24 protein-coding genes and 1 pseudogene are annotated in these 24,206 nt (G+C 61.8%); 9 read left to right on the top strand and 16 right to left on the bottom strand.

Going from position 1 to position 24,206, the window contains the following annotated elements:
- The 5 genes and pseudogenes from Q0K17_RS02205 to Q0K17_RS02185 form a co-directional block, all read right to left on the bottom strand.
- Nucleotides 1–417, bottom strand: a pseudogene (locus tag Q0K17_RS02205) (GHKL domain-containing protein); the annotation flags it as partial.
- On the bottom strand, nucleotides 414–1,124 hold the full coding sequence (locus tag Q0K17_RS02200; RefSeq protein ID WP_294539400.1) for a LytTR family DNA-binding domain-containing protein: 711 nt from the start codon (nucleotides 1,122–1,124) through the stop codon (nucleotides 414–416). The pseudogene Q0K17_RS02205 and the gene Q0K17_RS02200, both read right to left, overlap by 4 nt.
- 101 nt (nucleotides 1,125–1,225) lie before the next feature.
- Complete coding sequence (locus Q0K17_RS02195; protein ID WP_294539398.1) at nucleotides 1,226–2,671, bottom strand: sugar transferase; 1,446 nt, start codon at nucleotides 2,669–2,671, stop codon at nucleotides 1,226–1,228.
- Nucleotides 2,672–2,689: 18 nt separating this feature from the next.
- On the bottom strand, nucleotides 2,690–3,442 hold the full coding sequence (locus Q0K17_RS02190) for a WecB/TagA/CpsF family glycosyltransferase (protein ID WP_294539396.1): 753 nt from the start codon (nucleotides 3,440–3,442) through the stop codon (nucleotides 2,690–2,692).
- 186 nt (nucleotides 3,443–3,628) lie between these two features.
- Nucleotides 3,629–4,306 carry an orotate phosphoribosyltransferase gene (locus Q0K17_RS02185; protein WP_366776636.1) on the bottom strand — a complete coding sequence of 226 codons (678 nt, stop codon included), beginning with the start codon at nucleotides 4,304–4,306 and terminating at the stop codon, nucleotides 3,629–3,631.
- 200 nt (nucleotides 4,307–4,506) lie between these two features.
- Between Q0K17_RS02185 and Q0K17_RS02180 the strand changes: the two genes are divergently transcribed.
- Both Q0K17_RS02180 and Q0K17_RS02175 read left to right on the top strand, forming a co-directional pair.
- Nucleotides 4,507–5,412, top strand: a complete 906-nt coding sequence (locus Q0K17_RS02180; protein ID WP_294539395.1) for a DnaD domain protein — start codon at nucleotides 4,507–4,509, stop codon at nucleotides 5,410–5,412.
- A gap of 3 nt (nucleotides 5,413–5,415) precedes the next feature.
- Nucleotides 5,416–6,384 carry an ATP-binding protein gene (locus Q0K17_RS02175; protein ID WP_294539394.1) on the top strand — a complete coding sequence of 323 codons (969 nt, stop codon included), beginning with the start codon at nucleotides 5,416–5,418 and terminating at the stop codon, nucleotides 6,382–6,384.
- Nucleotides 6,385–6,447: 63 nt separating this feature from the next.
- Here the strand turns inward: Q0K17_RS02175 and Q0K17_RS02170 are convergent, their stop codons facing one another.
- Together Q0K17_RS02170 and prfB are read right to left on the bottom strand one after the other, a co-directional pair.
- Nucleotides 6,448–8,877: an HAD-IC family P-type ATPase gene (locus Q0K17_RS02170; RefSeq protein ID WP_294539392.1), complete on the bottom strand. Its 2,430-nt coding sequence runs from the start codon at nucleotides 8,875–8,877 to the stop codon at nucleotides 6,448–6,450.
- A gap of 142 nt (nucleotides 8,878–9,019) precedes the next feature.
- Entirely contained in the window at nucleotides 9,020–10,141 is a 1,122-nt protein-coding gene (gene prfB, locus Q0K17_RS02165) for a peptide chain release factor 2 (RefSeq protein WP_294539390.1), read from the bottom strand.
- 182 nt (nucleotides 10,142–10,323) lie between these two features.
- On the opposite strand from prfB, the gene Q0K17_RS02160 reads away from it, so the two are divergent.
- The 6 genes from Q0K17_RS02160 (at nucleotide 10,324) to rpsR (ending at nucleotide 15,253) form a co-directional block, all read left to right on the top strand.
- Nucleotides 10,324–11,334 carry an RING finger protein gene (locus Q0K17_RS02160; RefSeq protein WP_294539388.1) on the top strand — a complete coding sequence of 337 codons (1,011 nt, stop codon included), beginning with the start codon at nucleotides 10,324–10,326 and terminating at the stop codon, nucleotides 11,332–11,334.
- A 57-nt stretch (nucleotides 11,335–11,391) separates the two neighbouring features.
- Nucleotides 11,392–12,318 carry a nucleotidyltransferase gene (locus tag Q0K17_RS02155; RefSeq protein ID WP_294539386.1) on the top strand — a complete coding sequence of 309 codons (927 nt, stop codon included), beginning with the start codon at nucleotides 11,392–11,394 and terminating at the stop codon, nucleotides 12,316–12,318.
- A gap of 139 nt (nucleotides 12,319–12,457) precedes the next feature.
- The gene (locus Q0K17_RS02150; protein WP_366776634.1) at nucleotides 12,458–14,065 is read left to right on the top strand and encodes a UDP-glucose--hexose-1-phosphate uridylyltransferase; all 1,608 of its coding nucleotides are present in this window, start codon (nucleotides 12,458–12,460) and stop codon (nucleotides 14,063–14,065) included.
- Nucleotides 14,066–14,189: 124 nt separating this feature from the next.
- Entirely contained in the window at nucleotides 14,190–14,474 is a 285-nt protein-coding gene (rpsF, locus tag Q0K17_RS02145; RefSeq protein WP_204646101.1) for a 30S ribosomal protein S6, read from the top strand.
- A 22-nt stretch (nucleotides 14,475–14,496) separates the two neighbouring features.
- Nucleotides 14,497–14,973 (top strand): single-stranded DNA-binding protein, encoded by a 477-nt coding sequence (locus Q0K17_RS02140; RefSeq protein ID WP_294539383.1) that lies wholly within the window; start codon nucleotides 14,497–14,499, stop codon nucleotides 14,971–14,973.
- Nucleotides 14,974–15,010: 37 nt separating this feature from the next.
- A complete protein-coding gene (rpsR, locus tag Q0K17_RS02135; protein ID WP_204646103.1) occupies nucleotides 15,011–15,253 on the top strand; it encodes a 30S ribosomal protein S18 in 243 nt (80 codons plus the stop codon).
- Nucleotides 15,254–15,357: 104 nt separating this feature from the next.
- Here the strand turns inward: rpsR and Q0K17_RS02130 are convergent, their stop codons facing one another.
- The 3 genes from Q0K17_RS02130 to Q0K17_RS02120 all read right to left on the bottom strand — a co-directional run bounded on the left by Q0K17_RS02130 (nucleotide 15,358) and on the right by Q0K17_RS02120 (nucleotide 19,307).
- On the bottom strand, nucleotides 15,358–17,043 hold the full coding sequence (locus tag Q0K17_RS02130; RefSeq protein WP_294539380.1) for a protein kinase: 1,686 nt from the start codon (nucleotides 17,041–17,043) through the stop codon (nucleotides 15,358–15,360).
- Between the two features lie 18 nt (nucleotides 17,044–17,061).
- A complete protein-coding gene (locus Q0K17_RS02125) occupies nucleotides 17,062–17,796 on the bottom strand; it encodes a YebC/PmpR family DNA-binding transcriptional regulator (RefSeq protein WP_294539378.1) in 735 nt (244 codons plus the stop codon).
- Between the two features lie 119 nt (nucleotides 17,797–17,915).
- Nucleotides 17,916–19,307 (bottom strand): RsmB/NOP family class I SAM-dependent RNA methyltransferase, encoded by a 1,392-nt coding sequence (locus Q0K17_RS02120; RefSeq protein ID WP_294539376.1) that lies wholly within the window; start codon nucleotides 19,305–19,307, stop codon nucleotides 17,916–17,918.
- Between the two features lie 118 nt (nucleotides 19,308–19,425).
- Here Q0K17_RS02120 and Q0K17_RS02115 point away from each other — a divergent pair, with 118 nt between their 5' ends.
- Nucleotides 19,426–19,569 (top strand): hypothetical protein, encoded by a 144-nt coding sequence (locus Q0K17_RS02115; protein WP_294539375.1) that lies wholly within the window; start codon nucleotides 19,426–19,428, stop codon nucleotides 19,567–19,569.
- Between the two features lie 110 nt (nucleotides 19,570–19,679).
- Here Q0K17_RS02115 and Q0K17_RS02110 read toward each other — a convergent pair whose 3' ends face one another.
- The 6 genes from Q0K17_RS02110 to lgt all read right to left on the bottom strand — a co-directional run bounded on the left by Q0K17_RS02110 (nucleotide 19,680) and on the right by lgt (nucleotide 24,198).
- Nucleotides 19,680–20,102, bottom strand: coding sequence for a ribonuclease III domain-containing protein (locus Q0K17_RS02110; protein WP_294539373.1), 423 nt, complete (start codon nucleotides 20,100–20,102; stop codon nucleotides 19,680–19,682).
- Between the two features lie 8 nt (nucleotides 20,103–20,110).
- Entirely contained in the window at nucleotides 20,111–21,391 is a 1,281-nt protein-coding gene (gene obgE, locus Q0K17_RS02105; RefSeq protein WP_294539370.1) for a GTPase ObgE, read from the bottom strand.
- Between the two features lie 58 nt (nucleotides 21,392–21,449).
- Entirely contained in the window at nucleotides 21,450–21,701 is a 252-nt protein-coding gene (rpmA, locus tag Q0K17_RS02100) for a 50S ribosomal protein L27 (RefSeq protein ID WP_204646139.1), read from the bottom strand.
- A 14-nt stretch (nucleotides 21,702–21,715) separates the two neighbouring features.
- Complete coding sequence (rplU, locus tag Q0K17_RS02095; protein WP_204646141.1) at nucleotides 21,716–22,027, bottom strand: 50S ribosomal protein L21; 312 nt, start codon at nucleotides 22,025–22,027, stop codon at nucleotides 21,716–21,718.
- Nucleotides 22,028–22,169: 142 nt separating this feature from the next.
- A complete protein-coding gene (gene folD / locus Q0K17_RS02090; RefSeq protein WP_294539366.1) occupies nucleotides 22,170–23,030 on the bottom strand; it encodes a bifunctional methylenetetrahydrofolate dehydrogenase/methenyltetrahydrofolate cyclohydrolase FolD in 861 nt (286 codons plus the stop codon).
- Nucleotides 23,031–23,103: 73 nt separating this feature from the next.
- Nucleotides 23,104–24,198 carry a prolipoprotein diacylglyceryl transferase gene (gene lgt, locus Q0K17_RS02085; protein ID WP_294539364.1) on the bottom strand — a complete coding sequence of 365 codons (1,095 nt, stop codon included), beginning with the start codon at nucleotides 24,196–24,198 and terminating at the stop codon, nucleotides 23,104–23,106.
- Nucleotides 24,199–24,206 lie beyond the last annotated feature (8 nt).

Genomic DNA, 24,206 nt, shown 5'->3' with positions numbered 1-24,206 from the left:
TGTTATGCCCTTTGCCGCCGTGTCCTGAAAATAAATCCGTATCAAATCTATCAGCTTGGGAAAATTCCTGTGTTCCAACAGGCGATTGAGGATCTGCCATTCCAGACTGGCGGCAAACTCCGCCAGAATAAAGGCCCGGGCACAGCAATAACCTGCATCCAGAGCCGGGATCTCACAGGCCAGAAGCAGAAGAAGATACATGGCCGCCACAGCTGCAGTCATACAGGGAATCCACCACACGATGGGAACATGACCGGTCAGCTGCAGAAACACGCCCATTCCCAGCAGCCATCCCGCACCAATGAGGATGGTGGCCCCCCGCCCGAAACGCGGGCGCAGGGCCAGCACATACACCATACAGGCCAGCCATTCGGCCAGAGCCGTGTACAGCCGGGGGATATCCGGCAATGTCATCATCGGACACCTCCCCCGATATAGTCGGTCAGAGCTTCCATGAACGCCTTCTTCTTGGGACGGCTGATCTGCAGCTCATAGGGCCCCACCTGCACCAGGTTCTGCTGCACACCCATGACCTGGGCCAGATTGACCAGGTATCCGCTGTTGCACCGGGCAAAGGGTTTGCCCGCCAGCTTTTCCTCAAAACTTTTCAGGGTGCCCGGGGCGGTCAGCTCCCCGGCCTCTGCGTACAGCCGGACTTTATGCCCGTCGCTTTCCAGGTAATAGAGGGTGGCCACATCCACACGGCGCAGGCCGCCCTCCACCGGTACGGTGAGAAACGTCTTCTGCCGTGCCTGCAGACGGGCCACCGCTTTCTGCAGCTGTTGGGAAAAGGCGAAATACGGCACCGGTTTGAGCACATAATCCAGCGCATCCACCGCATATCCCCGGATGGCAAACTGTGCCATATTGGTAATAAAGATCAGCAGAACGTCCTTGTCCATCTGACGGATGCGCTCAGCAGCGGCCATGCCGTCCATGCGGCGCATCTGCACATCCAGCAGGATGATATCGTACACCGCACGGTAATCGGATACGATCTCATCCCCGTCATCAAAGAGGCTGAGTTCGAACATGCGGCCGAATTGCCGCTCATACCGGCGGATATAATCCGCCAGTTGGGTCTGCACCGCCTTGTCGTCCTCCACAATTGCAACGCGAATCACAGGATTGCCCCCCTTTCTGTCACCTGGTTTTATTATATCGGACCGCCGCGCGGCACACAAGATGAAAAAAAGCCCTCCGCCGTGAGCGAAGGGCCTTGTTCTTATTCCGCGCCGGTGCGCTTGATCACCACACCGATGGTCTTGACCAGGATACGCATATCCAGACCCAGAGACCAGTTATCGATATAGGTCACATCCAGTTTGACCACCTCTTCAAAGTTGTGGATATCACTGCGGCCGCTGACCTGCCAGAGCCCTGTCAGGCCCGGTTTCATGGAAAGGCGGCGCTTGTGATGGGAGTCGTACTGCTCATATTCATCCAGCGTGGGCGGACGGGTCCCCACCAGGCTCATATCCCCTTTCAGGATATTCCAGAACTGGGGCAGCTCATCAATGGAGGTGCGGCGGATGAATTTGCCCACCCTGGTGATGCGGGGGTCGTCATCCATCTTGAACATCAGGCCCTGCATCTTGTTCTGCTTCATCAGTTCCTGCTTGCGTTTTTCCGCATCTGCGTACATGCTGCGCAGTTTATAGATATAAAATACCCGTCCGTTGAGGCCGACCCGCTTTTGGCGGAAAAAGAGAGGGCCGGGACTTTCCAGCTTGAGGGGAATGGCCGTGACCGCAATGATGGGAACCGAAATGACCAGACCCACCAGCGCTCCGGCAATGTCCATGACCCGTTTGAGGATCATGGCGCCAAAATCGTGTTCCGCCGCTGTAATGGTGACGAAAGGCACTCCGCCCGCCGTTTCCACCGTAGTCTGCAGCTTGGGAAGCCATCCGCTTTCCTGGCGGGCCGCAGCGGTATACGGTTCCAGCACCGTCACGTTCAGGTGCACGCACAGGCCCATGCTTTCCATCTCGTTGAGAAGCGGACGCAGCGAGTCACCGCTCTGGTAAGGGACGTTGACGTACACCTCATCCAACGGTTCATGGCGGATCCATTCCAGGGCGCCTTCATATACGGCAGCCACCGGCACACCGTCCACACGGCCTGTCGGCTCCTCCGCATCCAGCAGGACCACCCCCTGCAGTTTTTTGGCCCAGTCATGTTTGAGGTCATGAATCAGCAGGGGTGCACGGTCGGTGGTGGTGATGATGCCCACCAGGGTGGCCAGGGAGCCTTTGTAAAAATACTTGTTCAGGTAGGTTTTCAGCGCCGTGTGAAAGAAATACAGGCAGACCGCGTTGGCGGACAGGATCCCCACATACAGATACCGGGATTCCAGAAGGGTCGCCTTTGTCAGCAACAGGCAGACCGCCAGCACCGCTCCCATTACCACCGTATTGCGCAGGCAATGCAGCAGTTCCGATTTCCAGCCACGGCGGGTAAGGCCCGCCGCACCGTTGAATCCCGCATACACCACCAGAAATGCCAGAATCAGGATCAGAATGAACTGTCCCCAGTCCTGACGGGTATAGTCCAGAAGTACATGCAGCCCCCTGTCAGTGATCAGCCAGGCCGCCACCACACTGACCAGCAGGCTGACAGCATCGGCCAGCAGGTTCAGCACATATTGAATTTTATCCTTTTTCGCCACAGGAGTTCCCCCTGGTCGTCATGATTTTTTCTGCCGCGCAGCCCAGGCCAGAAAGCGCAGGTTGGTGGAAAAATACCGCCCGAACAGCCGCCGGGGGTCCTGCATAAGCCGGTAGAACCATTCCAGATTGTGCCGCTGCATCCAGCCGGGAGCCCTTTGGATGTTGCCTGCCTCATAATCAAAGGCAGCTCCCACCCCCAGCATCAAGGCATGAACCCGACCGTGGTGGGCTGCCATCCAGCGCTCCTGCTTGGGCGCACCAAGACCCACCCAGACAAAATCCGGAGCAGCCGCATTGATGCGGGCCACATCCGCCTCATCTTCTTCGGGGGTCAGGGCACGGAAGGGCGGGCTGTACATGCCCGCCACTTTGGCGCCGGGATAGCGCTGTGCCAGCACTTCCCCGAGTTTTTCCAGCGTTTCCGGGGTAGAACCGTAGAAGTAATGGGTCCAGCCGTGTTCGGCGCTTTCGGCCAGAACCCGGCGCATCAGATCGGGGCCGGTGACCCGCTTTGCCTGCGGGTACCCGTGCGTCCGGCTGTACTTGGACAAAGGTCCACCGTCCGGCAATACCATGGCAGAACCGTTCTGCACCCTGCGGTATTCCTCATCCCGGTGGGCGGTGACGGTTGTGTGGACATTGGCCACGCAGATGTACTCCCCGCGCCAGCGTTCCAGATTGTCCCGCAGCAGGCGCAGGGTGGCGTCCATATCGGTGACAGCCACCCGCACCCCCATGATTTCACAGGTCGGGAACTGTTGTTCCGGCATCAGGCAGCCCTCCTTTTCTGTTCCGGTCCGGCCGGAACCAGCTGTTTGCCGGCCCGCCGTATCCATTGCCGGAACAGGCGGGCACACTGTCCTTAGCATACCACAAAACCCCTGCCGGTGCAACGGCAGGGGTTTTGCGAAAAGAGAAAAGGACATCAGGGCAAAAATGCCCCGCTCATGGGCTTTTTACAGGCTGGAATAGCCGTAGCTGTTGACCAGGGCGTCGATCTTGATGCCCTGCTTGCACCAGGGGCAGTTGCGGGAGTCGTAGCTCTCGTAATCACCCAGGGTGGAAGGATCGAAAATGCTGGTGACGGGATACCCGGAGCACTCGGTGACCGTGGCGAAGATGGAGGTGATGCCTGCCACCATGCCGCCGTAATAATCCACCGCTTCCACAGCTGCCTGGGCGGTGTAACCGGTGGTGACCGAAGCCGCCAGGATCAGCACATGTTTGCCGGTGATCATGGGGGAAGTGTTTTCCCGGAAAAGCAGCTGGCTGCCGCTGGTATGTTCGGGGCTGACCACATAGATGGTCTGGTGGGCATTCATGTTCACATAGCCGCCCCGGGTCAGTTCGGATGCCAGACAGGCGCCGATGACCTCGGTACCGTCCAGACACAGTACCGTGTCCACGATGGTGGTGGCGGTGTAATGGCGCACCAGTTCCTGGGCCACCGCACGGGCCTCAGACAGACGGGTCTTCTGCATGGTGACGTCGATATAATAGTTGATGTGGCTGTGGCTGGTGGCAAAATGGCCCTTTGCCACGCGCAGCAGAAGGTCCTTCTTTTTGGTGGGCAGCTTGACCAGACTGATGGCCATGGGAATCACTCCTTTTTCCACTTTTTGGTATGCGCTCATGTGCCGCAACGCGCGGGAGTTATTACTTTTATTGTAGATTCTTTTGGCTGCATGCGCAAGCGGCGGGCGCCGGAAATACCCGCCAAGATTTCACATTTGTTTTTGTCGGTTTTGCCAAGTCCCCTCCGGCCTTGCTTTACACCCTGCAGGGGTGATGCTATAATGGTAAGATGCAAAAAACAAGGACGGAGGAAAAAAGCATGGGATATCGGCTGGCGGCACATAACGGGGACACGGTGGCCGTGCCTCGCCTGGTGTGGCAGCATCTGCCCCGGGCAGACGGTGATGCGGTGCGGGTGGCCCTGTACCTCGTCGGCGGCGGCGCACCGGACCCGCGCACCATCGCCCACGACCTGGGCCTGAAAAGCATTGAATCCGCCAAACGGGCCCTGCAGTACTGGGCCGGTGCCGGCCTGCTGGAAAGTGACCGCAGCGCCCTGCCCCAGCCGGAAGCCCCCAAACCGCCCCACATTGATCTGACCACCCTGAACGACCCTTATGTGGCGGTGCTGTGTCAGGAAGCCCAGGCTGCTCTGGGACGGGCACTGAGCCGCAGCGAAATGCAGCGTCTGGTGGGACTGTACCTGCAGGACGGCTGGCTGCCCGACGTGATCCTGACCTGCTGTGCCGAAGTGGCACGGCAGGGCCGGTGCACCGTGGCCGCGGTGAGCCGGGAACTGGCCCGCTGGCGGGAGGCGGGGGTAGAGACCGGCGCCGACGCCGAACGGTTCCTGAAGCAGGAGGCGGTACGCGCCGCCCGCTGGAGCGAAGTTGCCCTGCAGTTCGGCACCGAAGCCTCCCGCCTGACCCGCTGGGAGCGCACCGCCATCATCCGCTGGTATGAGGAATGGGGCTTTGGCACAGAGATGATCGCCGAGGCCATCCTGCACGCCGAGGCACACCGGACCGTGCGGTATGTGGACGGCATCCTGCGGTCCTGGCGGTCCCAGGGACTGACCACCCTGCAGGCGGTGCGGGGCAAGGGACAGCTTTCCGGTGCCAACATTCTGGCCACCACCCAGAAGCCCGCTGCCCCCGCCCCGGGCAAAAAGGATTTGTTCCATGCCAACTGGAATGCCGTGTTTGAGGATGAAACGGAGGACTAAGCCATGCGCACCAAGGACGAACTGTTTCGAGAAGCACAGCGCCACATTGCCGGACGGCGCCAGCAGGCCGTGACCCGCGCCGAACGTATGCGGAGCGCGGCTTTTGCCGCCAGCCCCGAACTGGCCGCCGCCGAGGAGGCCCGTGTCCAGGCGGGACTGGCCCTGGCCATGGCCGCTGCCCGGGGCGCCGATACCGCATCCGCCGCCAAAAAGCTGGCGGACGCGGGACAGGCACTGGAGAACGTCCTGCGCAAGTCGGGGCGGACCTCCGCCGACCTGGAGCCCCAATTTTCCTGCCCGCTGTGTCATGACACCGGCCTGTATAAAGGAGCTCCCTGCCGGTGCGTGGCCCAGGTGGCCCGCACCCTGCGCCGGGAGGAGATCAACGCCGCCAGTCCCCTGGCCCTGTGTGACTTTGATACTTTTGATGTAAACCGCTATCCGGCGGAGGTGGAACCGGAACTGGGCGGCCCGCCCCGGGAATACATGGCCAAGGTCCTGCAATACTGCCGCCGCTGGGCGGAGAATTTCGGACCGCACAGCCAGAATCTGCTGTTCATGGGCGGAGCCGGACTGGGCAAGACCCATCTGGCATTGGCCGTGGCCGATGCCGTTCTGGAGCGGGGATTCGATGTCCTGTACACCAGCAGCGCCGCCCTGGCGGCTCAGCTGAGCCGGGAACACTTTGACCGGGACAGCGAGGACAGCTGGCTGGAAGCCTGCAAGGAGGCTGACCTGCTGATTCTGGACGATCTGGGCACCGAGCACATCACCGCCCTGACCATCAGCGTGCTGTACGAGCTGGTCAACACCCGGATGCTCTGTCACCGTCCCACCGTGTACACCACCAACATTACCGACCAGGGCATCTTTGAAGCCCGCTACACCGAGAAGGTATCCAGCCGGATGCTGGGCAACTGCCGGATGTTCAAGTTCTTCGGCGTGGACCAGCGGCTGAACCGAACCAAATAAATCAACACATGCAAAAATCCCCTGCCGACCTTTCCGGACGGTGGGGGATTTTTTGCACCAGATTCAGCTGCGGTGTTTCTGCCACCAGGTATACGTACCGGTGACCGCCCGGGTCAGCAGCCGCAGCAGGTAAGGCGTGACCGCCCAGAAGAGGAGCAGGAGCAGCCACTCCTGCCGACCGGGCAGGACCAGTTCCAGGGCCGGCCCGAACACCGCCACCCCGGCAGCGGCCAGCAGCAGCATGCCGGCCCACAGGGCAGCGTGGGTGGGCGTGAAGGGGCGGCAGACCCGCCACAGGACCCCCAATCCCACGCCCAGCATGACCAGGGTGGTCAGGGTGGAAAGCATGGCATAAGGCATATCCACCGCTGCCGCCACCGCCTCCAATGCCAGAATCAGGATCAGATCCGTGAGCCCCCCCGGCAGCGCCGCCCGCAGCACATTGGGCAGGAACCGCCCTTGCACCAGTTCATGGTTGGGCTCCAGCGCCAGCACGAAAGACGGGATGCCGATGGTCACCGCCGCGATGAGGGTCAGCTGGACCGGCTGCAGGGGATAAGGCAGGGTGATACATAGCGCCGCCAGGGTAAAAGTGAAGGAAAACAGATTCTTGACCAGATACAGCGCCGCGGAGCGCTGGATATTGTTGATCACACGACGGCCTTCCGCCACCACGGCGGGCAGGCCGGAAAAATCCGATTCCAGCAGCACCAGCTGCGCCACCTGGCTGGCTGCCTGGGCGCCGGAGGCCATGGCAATGCCGCAGTCCGCATCCTTCAGAGCCAGCACATCATTGACGCCGTCACCGGTCATGGCCACGGTGTGTCCTGCCGCCTGCAGGGCCCGTACCAGCTGCCGTTTCTGGTCAGGGGTCACCCGGCCGAAGACGGTACAGCGCTCGGCGGCTTCCGCCAGTTCCGCCGGGGTGTGCAGGGTGGTGGCGTCCACAAAGTTATCGGCCCCGGCAATGCCCGCCTGTCGGGCCACCCGGCTGACCGTGAGAGGGTTGTCCCCCGAGATGACCTTGACGGCCACCCCCTGCTCCGCAAAATAGCGGAAGGTCCGGGGCGCTTCCGCCCGTACCCGGTTGGACACCGGCAGCAGAGCCAGAAACTGCAGTTTTTTCGGGTCCAGGCCGGTCTTTGGGTCGGGGCGGCCATCATAAGCGGCCAGCAGCAGGACCCGGCTGCCCCGTTCCAGATAAGGCAGGATCTCCTGCCGCAATTCTGCGGCCCGGGCGCCGGCCACCACCTCAGGCGCCCCCACCACAAAGGCTCCGTGGTCCCGGAAAACAGCGGCACTCCATTTCCAAGCCGAGCTGAAAGGCACCGCGGCGGTGCGGGGCCAGCGTTCTCCCCCGCCCCCGGCAAACCGGCGGCTGAGGGCCCGGGCGGTGTCGTTGTCCGGTTCGGTGTCGGCATACAGGCTGCGCAGCACCGTCTCCACCCGGTCCAGGGTCCAGCTTTCTTCCAGAAGCTGGGGTTCCCCGGCTTCCATCTCCGTCTCGGTGATGGTCCCGGTCTTGTCCACGCAGAGCACATCCACCCGGGCCAGGGTCTCGATACAATTCATGTCCTGCGCCAGCACCTGGCGTCGGGCCAGCCGGATCATGCTCACCGCCAGGGCCACACTGGTCAGCAGATACAGTCCTTCGGGGATCATGCCCACCAAAGAGGCAACCGTCCCCTCCACCGCATCCCGCAGGGTCATGTCCAGCGCCGCAAACTGGTTGAGGAACATCAGGATGCCCAGCGGCACCAGGGCAATGCCGATGAACCGGATGAGCTTGTCCAGGGAGCGCATCATCTCCCCCTTGGGCACCGCGTGATCCCGACGGGCTTCCGCTGCCAGACGGTTGGCATAACTATCCGGCCCCACATGGGTGAGCTGGGCCCGACACCGGCCCGAAAGCAGAAAGGACCCCGACCGCAGCACATCCCCGGGGCCCTTGTCCACTGCATCCGCCTCCCCGGTGATGAGAGCTTCGTTGGCCTGGGCGGTACCGGTGCGCACCACGGCGTCGGCACAGATCTGTTCCCCGGCCACGAACTCCACGATGTCATCCCGCACCAGTTGCTCCGAGGGCAGCAGACATATCTCTCCATCCCGCACGCAGCGGACCTTGTGGGCAGAAAGAAGGGTGAGCCGGTCAATGGTGCGCTTGGCCCGCAGCTGCTGCACAATGCCGATGACCGCATTGCAGACCACCACCCCGAGGAACCCTGCGTTCAGGTAGGACCCCACCGAAAACAGGCAGACCGCCAGCACCACAAACACCAGATTGAAAAAGGTAAAGATGTTTTCCCGCAGGATCTGCCCTTCGGTTTTGCTGTTGCTCCGGGGCGCCTGATTGGTCAGCCCCGCAGCGGCACGCTCGGCCGCCTGCGATGCGGTCAGGCCTCTGTCCGGTTTGGGGGAAAGGCCCGCCGGGGCCGGTCCGGGCTTCTCCCCTGCCGGACGGCGCGGAGAGGGTGACGGGTGACAGCTGGCCAAGGGAAACGACCTCCTTTACCGGAATACAAAAAGTGTGTTCAGTAGTATACGACCGCCTTTGTGAACAAATAAAGTCCGGACGGTTAAGACGCGGCAAAAACAAAAAATGCTCCCGTTCATACGGGAGCATGGTGGTTCAGATTCAGACTTCTTCCAGTTCGCCGCGGGAAGCCGCCTTCAGGTAGGCATAGATGAAGCCGTCCAGGTCGCCGTCCATGACGGCCTGCACGTTGCCGCTTTCGTAGTTGGTGCGGTGGTCCTTGACCAGGGTGTAGGGCATGAAGACATAGCTGCGGATCTGGTGACCCCAGGCGATCTCGTTCTGCACACCCTTGATGTCGTCGATCTTGTCCTTGTGCTGCTGCAGGGCGATCTGATACAGCTTGGCCTTCATCATCTCCATGGCGTACTCACGGTTCTGCAGCTGGCTGCGCTGGGTCTGGCAGGAGGTGACGATGCCGGTGGGCTTGTGGATCAGACGGACGGCGGAAGAGGTCTTGTTGATGTGCTGGCCGCCGGCGCCGGAGGAACGGAACACCTGCATCTCGATATCGTTGGGGTTGATCTCGATCTGGATCTTTTCGTCCAGTTCGGGCATGACTTCCAGGCTGGCAAAGCTGGTCTGCCGGCGGGCGTTGGCGTCAAAGGGGCTGATGCGCACCAGACGATGGACGCCGTTCTCGCTCTTGAGCATGCCGTAGGCGTTGGCGCCCTTGACCATCATGGAAGCACTCTTGATGCCGGCTTCGTCCCCGTCCAGCACGTCCAGTACCTCCACCGAGTACCCGTGGGCTTCGGCCCAGCGGGTATACATGCGGTAGAGCATCTCCGCCCAGTCCTGGGCTTCGGTACCGCCGGTGCCGGCATGGAAGGTGAGAATGGCGTTGTTGTGGTCGTATTCGCCGTTGAGCATGGTCATGAGCTGCAGCTCATCGATGGCCTTTTCCACCCCGTTGACGGCTTCCTCCCCTTCCGCAATGAGGGAAGGATCGTTCTCCTCCTCGATCATTTCCAGCAGGGTGCCCGCCTCCTCATACTGGGTGGACAGTTTGCGGAAGCGTTCCAGCTTGTTCTTCAGCTCGCCCATCTCGGAATAGACCTTCTGGCTGCGGGCCTGATCGTCAAAGAAACCGGGCATGGTCATCTGGTGTTCCAGCTCGGCCAGACGCTTTTCACTGGCTTCAATGGACAGGGCATCCCGCAGGTCGTTCACGGCGGTCTGGAAACTGCCCAGTTTGGATTTCAGTTCGTCAATGGTGATCATATATCAATACCCCTAAGTTTATGATAGTTATACAGGATAAGTATAAACGAAAAAACCGGCCTTGTAAAGGGCCGGCCTTTGCGCATTGTTCACGGAAAATTCTTTGCTTTCCCCACCGGCATGGTGTATAATGATTTCTGTTAACAGCCGCCAGAGGCGGCCTATGAATCACGGAGGCTACCATGAGCAATTATACAGGCAGCACATGTCCTGTGTGCCATAAACCTTTTGCGCCTACGGATGACGTTGTCGTCTGTCCGGACTGCGGTACGCCCTACCACCGCGCCTGCTGGCCGGCGGACGGCGTGTGCGTGAATGCAGCCCGCCACGGCACCGGTTTTGAATGGGCGCCGGACGGCGGCGGCGATGACAGCCAGCCCGCCTGCCCCAACTGCGGTGCCCGCAATCCCGCCGGCACCCATTTCTGCAGCCATTGCGGCGTTCCTCTGCCGGACCATCCCCAGAGTGCGGAAAATCCCCGCAGCGCCGGGAATTCCGGTCAGGAACCCCATCGGCCCATCTACGACGATCCCAACTATGAGGCCCCCTCCTCCGGAGCCGGGGCGCCGCCCCACATCAACACCTACTCCACCGGGCCGGAAGGCATTTACCGGCGGGAGATCGGTCCCGATGATCCCGTCGAGGGCATCAAGGCCCGGGATTGGGCCACCTTTGTGGGGCCGTCCAGTCTGTATTATCTGATCCAGTTTGCCCGCCAGGAACAGAGCGGTCACAAGTTCGGCCTCTCCTTTGCGGCCTTTTTCCTGGGTCCCATCTATTTCTTCTACCGCAAGATGTGGAAGGAAGGCGTGCTGTTCGCCCTGCTGGACATCGCCGTGACCATTCCCAGCTATATGGCGTTGCTGGTCATCTCGGATGCCCCCATCGTCAGCGGCATGAGTTCCGACTGGATCATCCCCGCTATGAATGTATGTGCCGTCCTGAGCTGGATCGTCATGATCGTGCGGGGGGCCTGGGCCGGATACTGGTACAAGAAGACCTGCATGCAGCGCATCCACAGCATCTATGAGCGTGTGCCCGAAGGGCAGGACCGCCAGGATATGCTGGCGCTGCGCGGCGGCGTGAGCATTCCCGCCATGGCCCTGTACCTGATCGTGTGTCTGGCGCTGACCTGGCTGCTGGTGTTCCTGGGTGTCACCCCCACCGCGGTCATGTCCATGTTCAGCATGTAATACAGCCGCCGGCCCTGTACCGGGCTGCGGCACCGAAATACAATGGAGGAATTTGTTATGAAAACCACCCTGGTCATTATGGCGGCCGGCATCGGCTCCCGTTACGGCGGCGGCATCAAGCAGCTGGCGGCCGTGGGTCCCAACGGCGAGATCATCATGGATTATTCCATTCATGATGCCATCGAAGCCGGTTTTGACAAGATCATCTTCATCATCCGCCGCGACATCGAGGAAGCCTTCCGGGAAGCCATCGGCGACCGCATCCAGGGCATCTGCGCCGGTCTGGGCGTGGAGCTGGGGTATGCCTTCCAGGAACTGGACGCCCTGCCCGAAGGGGTAACCCTGCCGGAAGGACGCACCAAGCCCTGGGGCACCGGTCAGGCGGTGCTGGCCTGCAAAGACCAGCTGGATGGTCCCTTTGCGGTCATCAATGCGGATGACTACTACGGCAAGCAGGCTTTTGTGCTGCTGCACGACTTCCTGGAAAATTACACTCCCGAAAAGCCCGGTGACCTGTGCATGGCCGGTTTTGTGCTGAAGAACACCCTGAGCGACAACGGCGCCGTGACCCGGGGCATCTGCCGCATGAACGCCGAAGGCTACCTGACCGGCGTGGATGAGACTTCCGGCATTGAAAAGACCGCTGACGGCGCACAGGCCGGCGGCAAGGCCGTGGATGCGGACAGTCTAGTGTCCATGAACATGTGGGGCCTGACCCCCGAGTTCGTCACCATGCTGGACCAGGGGTTTGTTGAGTTCTTCGGCGGCATTGCCGGCAACGAGATGAAGGCCGAGTACCTGCTGCCCATCTTTATTGACAGCCTGCTCAAGCAGGGCAAGGTCAGCGTCAAGGTGCTGCCCACGCAGGACCGTTGGTTCGGCGTGACCTATCAGGAGGACAAGCCCGTGGTGGTGGAGTCCTTTGCCAAACTGATCGAGGCCGGTGTCTACCGCAAGGACCTGTTCAGCGACCTGCACAAATAAAATCATCTGTTTTTGCCCCGGCCTTTTTCTGCGCCGGGGCATTTTGGTACGCAGGAACGAAAATCACAAAACAATGACATTACTGGGCATGGAAAGAGAGGGCAAAATGCGGTATCGTAAAAACAGGAGGGATGTCTGTATGAGCAATCCGAACAATGAACCCATCATCGCCGAAAAGCCCGTTTCCGAAATGACTGCCGCCGAGCTGGATTCCGCCCTGGCCCTGGATGTGGAGCGCCTGCTGCGTTTCGGGCGCAAGCACAAGATGATCAAGGACCTGGACATGCTGGTGGCCCGCAACACCCTGCTGGACCTGCTGGGGCTGAGTGCGCCCTGCGAGGAAAAGCCCCCGAAGGAGAACTTCGACACGCCCACCGAGATCCTGGAGCATATGCTGGACCTGGCCGCCGCCAAACAGCTGTTTGACAACGACGTGCCCCAATACCGCATCAACTTCGAGACCCGCCTGATGGGCGCCATGATGCCCCGGGAAAGCGAGATCCTGCGCAAGTTCCGCAAGCTGTATGCCAAGCGGGGCCCCGAAGCCGCCACCGATTGGTTCTATGATCTGTGTGTGGTGTCCAACTACATCCGCACCGCCCAGATTGCCAAGAACATCCAGTGGAACACCAAGACGCCGTATGGCGAGCTGGAGATCACCATCAACCTGACCAAGCCGGAAAAAGACCCCAAGGTCATTGCCATGGAGCGGCTGCAGCCCGCTGCCAGCTACCCCAAGTGCATGCTGTGCAAGGAGAACATCGGCTATGCCGGCCGCATCAACTTCCCCGCACGGCAGACCCACCGCATCGTGCCGGTGCATCTGGCCGGAGAGGAATTCTACCTGCAGTACAGCCCCTACGCTTACTTCCACGAGCACTGCATCATCCTGCATGATGAGCACAAGCCCATGGAAATGGACCGCCGTACCCTGGCCCAGATCTTTGACTTTGTGAGCCAGTTTCCCCACTACACCTGCGGCTCCAACGCCGACCTTCCCATCGTGGGCGGCAGCATCCTGAGCCACTCCCACTTCCAGGGCGGACGGTATGTCTTCCCCATGCAGAAGGCCGGCATCGCCACCCCGCTGCAGGATCCCCGCTATCCCGGCGTGCGCGCCGGCATCCTGAACTGGCCGGTTTCCACCGTCCGCCTCATCGGCCGCAGCTCCCAGGAAGTGCAGACCGCTGCCAACAACATCCTGACCGCCTGGAGGGAATACAGCGATGCCAGCGTGGATATCCTGTCCCACAGCGGCGATACCCCCCACAACACCGTCACCCCCATCCTGCACTATGACGACCAGGACGGCTACATCCTGGATCTGGCCCTGCGCAACAACCGTACTACCGAGGAGTATCCCGACGGCATCTTCCATCCCCACAAGGAATATCACAACATCAAAAAGGAAAATATCGGCCTGATCGAGGTCATGGGTCTGGCCATCCTGCCGGCCCGCCTGAAGGACCAGAGCACCATGATTGCCGATATCCTGTGCGGGGCCGCCCCCAACACCAGCCGGGAAGAAGGCAGCCCCCTGGCCGTGCATGCCGACTGGATCGACAGCCTGATTGCCAAGTATGGCACCAGCATGACCCCGGTGGCCGCCAACACCGCTGTGCGCAACGAGATCGGCGTGGTGTTCAGCCATGTGCTGGAAAATGCCGGTGTGTTCAAACAGGATGAGGAAGGCAAGGCCGCTTTCCTGCGCTTTGTGAAGAGCGTGGGGTTCAAAACCGTCGAATAAACGGTGAAAATCCTCTTGACTTTTCGGCACGGATTTGGTAAAATAAATTGCTGTGCCGAGAGGCACATATCCTTGCCCCTGCGCAAGGCAGGGGCCCTATGTCCAAAAGGAGGTGTACAGAATAATGGCTAAGTACGAAACCATGCTGGTTACCAGTTCCAACCTGGATGAGGAAGCGAGCGCTGCCCTGGTGGGCAAGTTCAAGTCCCTGATCGAGGCGAATGGTACGATCGATTCTGTCGACGAATGGGGCAAGCGCCGTCTGGCGTATCCCATCGAAGACGAGACCGAAGGCGTGTACACGGTGATCAAGTTCACCAGCGACCCGTCCTTCCCCGCCGAGCTGGACCGTGTCTACAAGATCACGGAAGGCGTGCTCCGCACCATCATCATTGCGGAGGAAGCCTGAGAGGTTTTAAGGAGTTAACACCATGCTGAATGTTGTTGCAATCATGGGCCGCCTTGTGGCTGACCCGCAGCTGCGCCAGACGACCACCGGCAAGAATGTGGCCTCGTTCCGCATTGCCTGTGACCGCGGTCGTCGTGACCCCAATGGCCAGAGCCAGGCGGATTTCCTGGATGTGGTCGCCTGGGACCGTACGGCGGAATTTGTCTGCCGTTACTTCCAGAAGGGTTCCCTGATCGCCGTGGACGGCCGTCTGCAGACCCGCAGCTATCAGGACAAGAACGGCAACAACCGGCAGGCTGTTGAGATCGTGGCCAACAATGTGAATTTCACTGGCCCGAAATCCCAGAACCCCGGCCCCGGCATGGGCGCGCCTGCAATGTCCGCGCCCGCCCCGGCAGAGTATTCCCGTCCCGCCGCTCAGCCCGCTGCACCTGCCTATTCGGCCGGCAGCAACGATGATTTTTCGCTGATCGAGGATGAGGGAGACCTGCCCTTCTGATCATTGAATCGTATCATTCTATAAGGAGGTTAAGACCATGGCTATGGATCGTTCTTCCCGCCCGATGCATCGCGGCCGCCGCAAGGTGTGCAGCTTCTGCGTCGATCGCATCGATCACATCGATTACAAGGATCTGCCGCGCCTGCGCAAGTACGTCACTGAGCGCGCCAAGATCATTCCCCGCCGTGTCACCGGCACCTGCGCTTTCCATCAGCGCGAACTGACCGTTGCTATCAAGCGCGCCCGTCATATGGCTCTGATGCCCTACGTCAGCGACTAATTGACAACGGTTGCTCCGGTTTTCCACCGAAGCGCACAATCAAGTGAAAAACCCGCCGCGAAGCAGCTGCTTCGCGGCGGGTTTTTGTTATATCCGATGGTCTGTCAGGCAGCGGGTGTGGGCGACGGTGCGGCGGAAGCCGCATCCGGGTCCCCTGCCGGCTGCACCGACACGGTGGGACTGTCATCCCGTTCCCCGGCGATATACACCGTGACGATGACGTTTCCGGTATCCAGCTTGCGTCCCGGCTCCAGGTTCTGGCCGTCCAGCTCACATTTGGCCACACAGCCGGCGGCGTACTGGCCGTCATTGGCCATGATCTCCATGCGGTACTGGATTCCCTTGGCGTCCAGCAGTTTGATGGCGTTGTCCTGGGTGAAGCCCACAATGTTGGGCATCTCCACCAGGTTGGGGCCCTTGCTGACCACGATCTGGATGATGGGTGTTTCCTCGGTCTGCAGGGTTCCGGCCAGAGGATCCTGGCTGATGACACAGCCTTCCTCCACCTCGGAGGAGTAGTCCTCCGTCATCACAACGCGGTATTTCTGATACAGATCACTGTTCTTGATCTCGGTGGCATAGTTCTTGCCCACCAGGTCGGGCACGATCAGCAGATCACTGTTGTCGCTGCTGTCACTGCTGCTTGCCTCCCCCGCTCCTGCGGCAGAGGCCGGTGTGGGGGTGGGTTTGGCTGTCTGCTCCTCCGAGCCCCTGGGGGCCAGCAGGCTCCACAAAAGCAGCCCCGCCAGCACAAAGATGACCACCATGGAGGCACCCAGAATCTTCTTGGTGGAGATCTGGTTGTCTCCCCGCTCAAACATGGCATTGGCCACGCTGGGGTCGGTGAGGGCACTCATGAGTTCGGGCACCGTCTGCATCCGCTTGGCGGGATCCAGGCGCATGGCACAGGCCAGCACCTGGGCAAAGTAGGTGGGCACCCCGTTTTCCAGGCTGTGGGCGCTTTCCAGGCTGTCCCGCACCTTGCGCTGGGGGGCCGCCACCGGCGTCTGCCCCGTGACCAGGCGGTAGGTCACCGCCGCCAGGGCATACACATCGGTGTAGCGGCCGGAAAACTCCGCCGCGCTGTACTGCTCCGGCGCTGCATACCCGGCGTAAAGCTGACTTTTCAGCTCACTGCCGCCGGTGCGCAGGGCCAGGGTGCCGTAGCCGGTGAGGCGGGCGGAACCGTCAATGGGCAGCAGGATGTTGTCCGGGCAGATGCCCCGATGGATGAGCCCCGCCTTGTGCAGCTGGATGACCCCTTCCATCACCGGCTGCAGAAGGGTGCGGGCCTCGGAGGGAGTCAGGTTCCGGGAGCGCAGGGAAAGATAATGGGTCAGGGTCATCCCTTTCTCATTTTCTTCCACCGCGTAAACGGTGTTGTTTTCTTCCAGCACGTCCAGGATCTGGGACAGGCCGGTGGCCGGGGTCAGGTTTTTCAGGTCCACATACAGATCCTGAAAATCCATCCGGCTGGTCTTGAACAGGACCTCGCGCCCTTCCTTGGGCATCAGGGCCCCTTCCGGGCTGCGCCCGTTGCAGAGGGTGACGGGAAAGTATTCTTTGATCAGCACAAAACGGCGGGTCTCATTTTCCACACCGCGGTAGGCCAGACCGTCGCCATCGGCGCTGAGGTACTCCCCTACCGTGTACCGTTCGCCCAGCTGCGTGCCCAGAGGCAGCGCACCTTCCGGATTATGGTTTTCCAGGCTGCGCCCGCAGTGGGGACAGTCCCCGTGAAATCCGTCTTCCAGCGGTTCCAGGCAGAAAGGGCAAAGAATCTTGGTCATAACGTCCCCCTTGCAAGGTCAGGGCAGGTCGTCCTCGTTCTCCAGGTTGTGCCAGACGTTCTGCACGTCGTCGTCCTCTTCCAGAGCGTCCAGCAGCTTGCCCATGTTGGTCAGCTGGTCGGCATCGGACAGAGCGGTGGAGGTGGAAGGCACCTGCGCCACATCGGCGGAGATGAATTCGTAACCCTTGGCTTTCAGAGCGTCGCAGACGGCGGTGAAGGCTTCGGGGGTGGTGGTGACTTCGGCGGCATCTTCGCCGGCATCGAAGTCATCGGCACCGGCGTCCAGAGCATCCATCATCAGGGTGTCGGGGTCTTTGTCTTCCAGGTCCACGACGATGACGCCCTTCTGGCTGAACAGGAAGCCCACACAGCCCATCTGGCCCAGGTTGCCGCCGAACTTGTCGAAGTAATGGCGCATGTTGGCCGCGGTGCGGTTGCGGTTGTCGGTGAGGGTATCCACCATAACGGCGATGCCGCCGGGGCCGTAGCCCTCATAGGTCATGGCTTCATACTCGGTCTTGTCGCCGCCCTCGGCGCGCTTGATGATGCGCTGGATGTTGTCGTTGGGCACGTTGTTGGCCTTGGCCTTGGAGATCAGGGCGGCCAGCTTGCCGTTGGAAGCCGGATCGGCGCCGCCTTCCTTAACGGCAACGCTGATTTCGCGGCCGATCTTGGTGAACACCTTGGCGCGGGCGCCGTCGGTCTTTTCCTTCTTGCGTTTGATGTTGTTCCATTTGCTATGTCCGGACATGGATGATCCCCCTAATATATAGTGTGGGCCGGGCGGCGGCGGTTAAACCGGCGCAGGGCCTGTTGTACATGGACAGTAAATTATACCACGTTTTGGCGAATTTTTCAAGTTCCGGCTGTTCAGCCCAGGTTTCGCAGCCCTTTGGGGTAGTGATTCTTGATGCGGCCGCCGCTGACCTTGCCCCCGCCCAGGGGGAAGCCGTCCACCAGCACGGCACACCAGCCGTTGGCAGCGGTCCGGGCCTCGATCTCCTCTCCCCGCAGCCATGCGGCGGTGCGCGGGTCGTCCAGGGTCAGCTCTTCCCGGTTGCGGCAGGATGTTCCCCAGGCCATGAACAGGGCGTGGGAGGGCTCAAACCGCTTTTTCAGCACCTTGCCGGCCGGGACCCCCGCGCGCAGGGTGCGCAGTTTGTGGGGCGGCAGGGATGTTCCCGGCGGGAGAACAAGCCAGTCCCCCACCGTCTGCACCGGCCGATCGGCCAGTTCCGGGAAAAGGGCACGGGCAAAGTCAGCCCACTCCGCCGGAACTTTGGCGGGACCGCACCTGCGGTCTCCCCTGCCCTTTTTGCAGGCAGGTTCTGTGGACGGGGCCTGTTCGGCATCCGCCGACTTCTGCAGCTTGGCCATGAAGTGCCCTTCGCCCCCGTCGGCTGGCCAGATCCGGCGGCACTTTTCGGCGCCGAAATCGTACCCCGCCCGGTTGGGTTCCCCGGGGCGGCCGAAACCGCAGCCGCTGAGATCACACAGGGTAAATTCAGGGTGGCGCTGCAGGAAGTGGGCCACCTGGCCTTCGTCCTCCTCCGGGGCAAAGGTGCAGGTGGAGAACACCAGAATTCCTCCCGGCGCCAGCAGGGCGGCCGCGTTGTCCAGGATCTCCCCGCCCAGGGCGGCGCAGTGCTCGATGAGGGCCTGACTGTTCTGTCCGGCTGCAGCGGCTTCCTTGCGGAACATGCCTTCTCCGGAACAGGGCGCATCCACCAGAACCCGGTCGAAGAAGGCCGGAAAGGCGGCGGCCAGACGGGAGGTATCCTCGTTGAGGACCACCGCGTTGGACACCCCCATCCGCTCCAGATTCTGGCGCAGAATCTCCGCCCGGGCGGAATCGTACTCGTTGGCCACCAGCAGCCCCTGGCCCTGCAGGGCGGCGGCCAGCTGGCTGCTTTTGCCGCCCGGGGCGGCACACATATCCAGTACCTTATGGCCGGGGTGCACTTCCAGCAGGGCGGCCGGAGCGGCGGCGCTGGGTTCCTGCACATACAAGACCCCCGCATGGTGCCAGGGATGGCGGCCGGGGCGCAGGTCAGGGTCGGTCAGGGTAAAGGCCGCCGTGCAGAAAGCGGAGGGCGCCAGGGGCAGTCCGGCGCCGGCCGCCACCACATCGGGAGCACACCGCAGTCCATTGACCGTGATGCCCCGGGCCGGGGTGGGGGTCGCATAGGTCAGCAGTTCCGTAAACCGGCTGCCCAGCAGCGCCCGTTCGCGGGCCTCAAAGGCGGCGGGAAAAGAAAACAACCGTGTTTCACCTCCTGAAAAAGGAAAGGCCCGGCTGCATAAACGGCATGCAGCAGGGCAGACTTATGGCAAGGGACCGGAACGCGGCCCCCGTCAAAAACGAAAGGAGCAAACCACTATGGCACGCAACATGAAAGACTGCACCAACCAGACCACCCAGAATACCCAGAACACCACCAACAAGAAGAGCACCCAGAAGATGACCGGCATGCAGAAGACCACCAACGGTCAGAACAAGACCGGCAGCCAGAACAAGAAGTAAGTTCCGGCGGCGCGTTCCGAGGGCGGGGGCAGGCCCCGCCCGGTTACATAAGAGAGCTGCCGGGGCAGCTCTTTTTGATTTGGAATGGCTCGCAGCGCTGCGTTTTGCGGTTACCCCTGCTGAGACGATGTTTCGGGGCCGCCCGCCTGCCACAGCACCTCAAACAGCTGGGCGACACGGTCGTTCTGCCCCTGCAGGTACAGCCAGCCCAACAGGCATTCCAGGCCGGTGGAGGCCCGGTATTCCTGGGCGGTGGCATGCTTGGCCACGGTGGCTTTGCTGGCGTTCTTGCCCCGGCGCAGCACAGCGGCTTCCTGCTCGGTGAGCAGAGGTTCCAGGGCGGCCAGTTCCCGGAACTGGGCCCGGGCGGACACATACTGGGTGGCTACGCTGTGCAGGCGTCCCGGCTGCAGCCGGGTGGTGCCCACCAGGCGGCTGCGGACCAGCAGTTCCAGCACCGCATCCCCCACAAAGGCCAGAGCCAGGGGGGACATTTCCTTGATATCGATTTCCGGTACAGATTCAGGCAGCATACCACACCTCAGAATACATAGTCGAATTCATATTCGCCGATCTTGATGGTGTCGTCCTCCTGCACGTTCTGGCGGACCAGTTCATCCAGAATGCCGGAATCCCCCAGCTGGGTCTGGAAATACTGCAGGCTTTCGTAATCCTCCACGTTGGTGCCGGCCAGGATGCGCTCCAGCCAGGGGGCATCCACCGTGAACTCGTGTTCGCCGGTCTTTTCCACCGTGAAGGGCCGCTTGGGCTCGGCGCTCTTGTCGGGACGGACGTACTCCGGCTCAAAGACCTTCACCGGGGGCAGTTCCTGCAGGCGGGCATATACCAGCTTGGGCAGGTTGTCGATGCCCTGGCGGGTGGCGGCGGAGATGGGCAGGAAGGTCAGGCCCTTGGCCTCGATGAACTGGCGGAACTCCTCGATCTGCTCGGGGGTGGCCACATCGCACTTGTTGCCCAGGACGATCTGGGGGCGCTGGGCCAGCTCGGCGCTGAAGTTGGCCAGTTCATGGTTGATCTGCTCAAAGTCCGCCTTGGGGTCCCGGCCCTCGCAGCCGGACACGTCCACCACATGCAGCAGCAGGCGGCAGCGCTCCACATGGCGCAGGAAGTCGTGGCCCAGGCCCACACCCTCGGCAGCACCTTCGATGAGGCCGGGGATGTCGGCACAGACGAAGCTCTGCTCGTCGGCCACCCGCACCACACCCAGCACCGGGGTCAGGGTGGTGAAATGGTAGTTGGCGATCTTGGGTTTGGCCGCGCTGATGACGCTGATCAGGGTGGACTTGCCCACATTGGGGAAGCCGATCAGGCCCACGTCGGCAATGACCTTGAGCTCCAGGCGCAGGTGCAGGTCCTCCCCGGGCAGGCCGGGTTTGGCGAAGCGGGGAATCTGACGGGTGGGGGTGGCAAACCGGGCATTGCCCCAGCCGCCGCGGCCGCCCTTGGCCACCACCACCGGCTCGGAGCCGGAAAGGTCGGCCACTACCAGGCCGCTTTCGGCCTCCTTGAGCACGGTGCCCCGGGGGACCCGGATGACCAGGTCCTCGGCGTCCCGGCCTTTCTGGCGGGCACCGCGGCCGTTTTCGCCGTCGGCGGCGTTGTATTTGCGCTTGTAGCGGAAATCCATCAGGGTGGAAAGGTTATCGTCGGCCACAAAGACGATGTCGCCGCCGCGGCCGCCGTCGCCGCCGTCCGGGCCGCCGGCTGCGACGAATTTTTCACGGTGGAAGCTCACCGCGCCGTCGCCGCCCTTGCCTGCGTGCAGCCAGATGGTAGCGGTGTCGATAAAGTTGCTGGGCATGAATTGACTCCTTTATAACATGGAAAACGGCGGGCCGTACGGCCCGCCGTTTGAAAGGTTACTGCTTAACGGTGCAACGCTTGCGGTCGCGGCCCATACGCTCGAAGTGGACGCGGCCGTCAACGAGAGCGAACAGGGTGTCGTCGCTGCCGATGCCGACGCCCTCACCCGGATGGATGTGGGTGCCGCGCTGACGGACCAGGATGTTGCCGGCCAGAACGTACTGACCGTCGCCGCGCTTGACGCCGAGGCGCTTGGACTCGGAATCACGGCCGTTCTTGGTAGAACCTACGCCTTTTTTATGTGCCATTGTGTTTTACCTCCTTAGCCGTTGATCGCGGTGATTTCCACCTTGGTGTAGGGCTGACGATGACCCTTGCGGACCATGCTGCCCTTCTTGGGACGATAAGTCAGGATGTTCAGCTTCTTGCCCTTGCCGTTCTTGACGACCTTGGCAACAACGGAAGCGCCGTCCACGACGGGAGCGCCAACCTTGACGGAACCTTCCTCGCCCACGGCCAGAACCTGGTCGAAGGTGACTTCGGTATCGGCCTCGGCATTCAGCTTCTCGACGTAAACAACATCGCCGACCTTGACGCTGTACTGCTTGCCACCGGTTTTGATAACTGCGTACATGATGGTAACCTCTTTCAATAAGTCTCGCTGGATGTGGGGCGGCGCCGGGGCGCACTTGCAGAGCCCATACCATGCGGCTTATATAGCTTACCATAGAATGTGGGACAAGTCAAGCGGTTTTATTCGTCCAAAGGCAGATTTTTTACTGCTGCCTTTCCAGGGCCGCCCGTGCGGCGGCCACGGTGTTCTTCATGAGCATGGCCCGGGTCATGAGCCCCACCCCGCCGGGTACGGGGGTGATGAAAGCGGCCTTCTCGCTGGCGGCGGCAAAGTCCACGTCCCCGTGCAGTTTGCCGTCCGCCCCCCGGTTGATGCCCACGTCGATGACCACCGCGCCGGGTTTGACCATATCCCCGGTGATGAAGCCCTGACGGCCCACCGCGGCCACCAGGATGTCCGCTTCCCGGCAGATGTCGGCCAGGTTCCGGGTGCGGGAATGGCAGATGGTGACGGTGGCGTTGGCCGCCAGCAGCAGCAGGGCTGCCGGCTTGCCCACGATGTTGGACCGGCCCACCACCACAGCGCGCTTGCCGGCGATGTCGATGCCGGTGGACTGGATCATCCGCAGGCAGCCCGCCGGGGTGCAGGGAGCGAAGCAGGGTTCCCCGGTGAGCAGGCGGCCCGCATTGACGGGGGTGAAGCCGTCCACGTCCTTTTCCGGGGGGATGGCCGCGATCACCGCCGACTCGTCGATGTGGGCGGGCAGAGGCAGCTGCACCAGAATGCCGTGCACCGCGTCATCCGCCGCCAGGGCATCGATGCGGGCCAGCAGTTCCTCCTGGGTGGTGGCGGCGTCCAGCCGGATGACCCGGCTCTCGATGCCGCACTCGGCGCAGTCGTTGGCCTTGCCCCGCACATACACCTGACTGGCCGGGTCCTCCCCCACCAGCAGCACGGCCAGACAGGGCACCACGCCCTGCTCTTTCAGCTGCTGCACTTCGGCGGCGGCTTCTGCCTTGACGGCGGCCGCCAGTTTCTTTCCGTCGATGATGGCTGCACTCATGTTCAGCACTCCCCTCTTGTGTTTTGAAAAGTCCCCGGCCGACAGATGCGGTGCGGGGACGGTATGAACGGATTTATTCGGGTTTGGATTCCGCCGGCTGTTCCGGTTCGGCGGCAGGCTCCCGCTCCGAAGAGGGAGCCTCCTCTTCAGGCGCGGCGTTCAGGTCCAGCTCCTTCAGCCGCCGGTTCATGGCCGCGGTGGCAGCCACAAATTCCTTGTGGCCGGCGCTGGCGGGCAGGGTATCCGGGGTGAATCGGTCCCCCGCCGCCTTCTGCTTTTTCAGGTCATCCACGGCCAGGATGACCAGGGGCGCGGTGCGGCCCCGGGATTTCTGCAGACCGTAAACCTGCAGCACAATGGCCACGGCTACGGTGACCAGCGCTACCACCTGGCTGAAGCGCAGGCTGGTGTTGCCGATGAGCAGCGAGTCGGTGCGCAGACCCTCGATCCAGTAACGGCCCAGGCCGTACCAGGTCAGGTACATCAGAAACAGCTGCCCATGGAAGCGGCGGTGCCGCATATACAGAAACAGCACCAGGAAACCGAACAGGCACCACAGGCTTTCATACAAAAAGGTGGGATGCACCGGCTGGCTGGGGTCCACGGTGACTCCCTGGGCGGCCAGGGTCTGCTGCATGCTGGTCAGGTAGCGGTAGGTACCCTCGCTGTACATGCCCCAGGGCAGGGTGGTGTTGCAGCCGAAGGCTTCCTGGTTCATGAAGTTGCCCCACCGGCCGATGCCCTGGCCGATGAAGAATCCCATGCCCACCACGTCAAAGAGGGGCAGGATCGGGACCTTGCGCCAGCGGGCGGCCAGCCCGCCAAAGATGAAGGCGCCGATGATGCCGCCGTAGATGGCAATGCCGCCTTCCCGGATATCCAGCATCTCCCAGATGGATTCGTACTCGAAGGGCGCCATGGCCACATAGCAGGCCCGGGCACAGATGATGGCCATGACCGTACCAATGAACACCACGTCCACCAGACGGTCGCTGTTGATGCCGAAGTCGGCAGAATAATGGAAGGCAAACGCCATGGCCAGCAAAAGACCGGCGGCGATGAGGACGCCGTACCAGTACACATTGAAGCCGCCGATGGAAAATGCCACACGATCAAGGGTGAACGCCAGCCCCAGGCCGGGGAACTCTACATGAAACACTGTATCCATGGATATAT

It is taken from the genome of uncultured Gemmiger sp. (assembly GCA_944388105.1).
In the GTDB taxonomy this organism is placed as follows: Bacteria; Bacillota; Clostridia; order Oscillospirales; family Ruminococcaceae; genus Gemmiger.
The sequence above is the reverse complement of the archived record's forward strand: the minus strand, read 5'-3'. Positions and strand labels throughout refer to the sequence as shown.

Coding starts and splice junctions, on each gene's coding strand:
- Q0K17_RS02190 (WP_294539396.1), bottom strand. CDS start 3,442: ATGCCGGAACAACAGTTCCCGACCTGTGAAATCATGGGGGTGCGGGTG.
- Q0K17_RS02185 (WP_366776636.1), bottom strand. CDS start 4,306: ATGAGCGCATACCAAAAAGTGGAAAAAGGAGTGATTCCCATGGCCATC.
- Q0K17_RS02180 (WP_294539395.1), top strand. CDS start 4,507: ATGGGATATCGGCTGGCGGCACATAACGGGGACACGGTGGCCGTGCCT.
- Q0K17_RS02175 (WP_294539394.1), top strand. CDS start 5,416: ATGCGCACCAAGGACGAACTGTTTCGAGAAGCACAGCGCCACATTGCC.
- prfB (WP_294539390.1), bottom strand. CDS start 10,141: ATGATCACCATTGACGAACTGAAATCCAAACTGGGCAGTTTCCAGACC.
- Q0K17_RS02160 (WP_294539388.1), top strand. CDS start 10,324: ATGAGCAATTATACAGGCAGCACATGTCCTGTGTGCCATAAACCTTTT.
- Q0K17_RS02155 (WP_294539386.1), top strand. CDS start 11,392: ATGAAAACCACCCTGGTCATTATGGCGGCCGGCATCGGCTCCCGTTAC.
- Q0K17_RS02150 (WP_366776634.1), top strand. CDS start 12,458: ATGAGCAATCCGAACAATGAACCCATCATCGCCGAAAAGCCCGTTTCC.
- rpsF (WP_204646101.1), top strand. CDS start 14,190: ATGGCTAAGTACGAAACCATGCTGGTTACCAGTTCCAACCTGGATGAG.
- Q0K17_RS02140 (WP_294539383.1), top strand. CDS start 14,497: ATGCTGAATGTTGTTGCAATCATGGGCCGCCTTGTGGCTGACCCGCAG.
- rpsR (WP_204646103.1), top strand. CDS start 15,011: ATGGCTATGGATCGTTCTTCCCGCCCGATGCATCGCGGCCGCCGCAAG.
- Q0K17_RS02130 (WP_294539380.1), bottom strand. CDS start 17,043: ATGACCAAGATTCTTTGCCCTTTCTGCCTGGAACCGCTGGAAGACGGA.
- Q0K17_RS02125 (WP_294539378.1), bottom strand. CDS start 17,796: ATGTCCGGACATAGCAAATGGAACAACATCAAACGCAAGAAGGAAAAG.
- Q0K17_RS02115 (WP_294539375.1), top strand. CDS start 19,426: ATGGCACGCAACATGAAAGACTGCACCAACCAGACCACCCAGAATACC.
- Q0K17_RS02110 (WP_294539373.1), bottom strand. CDS start 20,102: ATGCTGCCTGAATCTGTACCGGAAATCGATATCAAGGAAATGTCCCCC.
- obgE (WP_294539370.1), bottom strand. CDS start 21,391: ATGCCCAGCAACTTTATCGACACCGCTACCATCTGGCTGCACGCAGGC.
- rpmA (WP_204646139.1), bottom strand. CDS start 21,701: ATGGCACATAAAAAAGGCGTAGGTTCTACCAAGAACGGCCGTGATTCC.
- rplU (WP_204646141.1), bottom strand. CDS start 22,027: ATGTACGCAGTTATCAAAACCGGTGGCAAGCAGTACAGCGTCAAGGTC.
- folD (WP_294539366.1), bottom strand. CDS start 23,030: ATGAGTGCAGCCATCATCGACGGAAAGAAACTGGCGGCCGCCGTCAAG.
- lgt (WP_294539364.1), bottom strand. CDS start 24,198: ATGGATACAGTGTTTCATGTAGAGTTCCCCGGCCTGGGGCTGGCGTTC.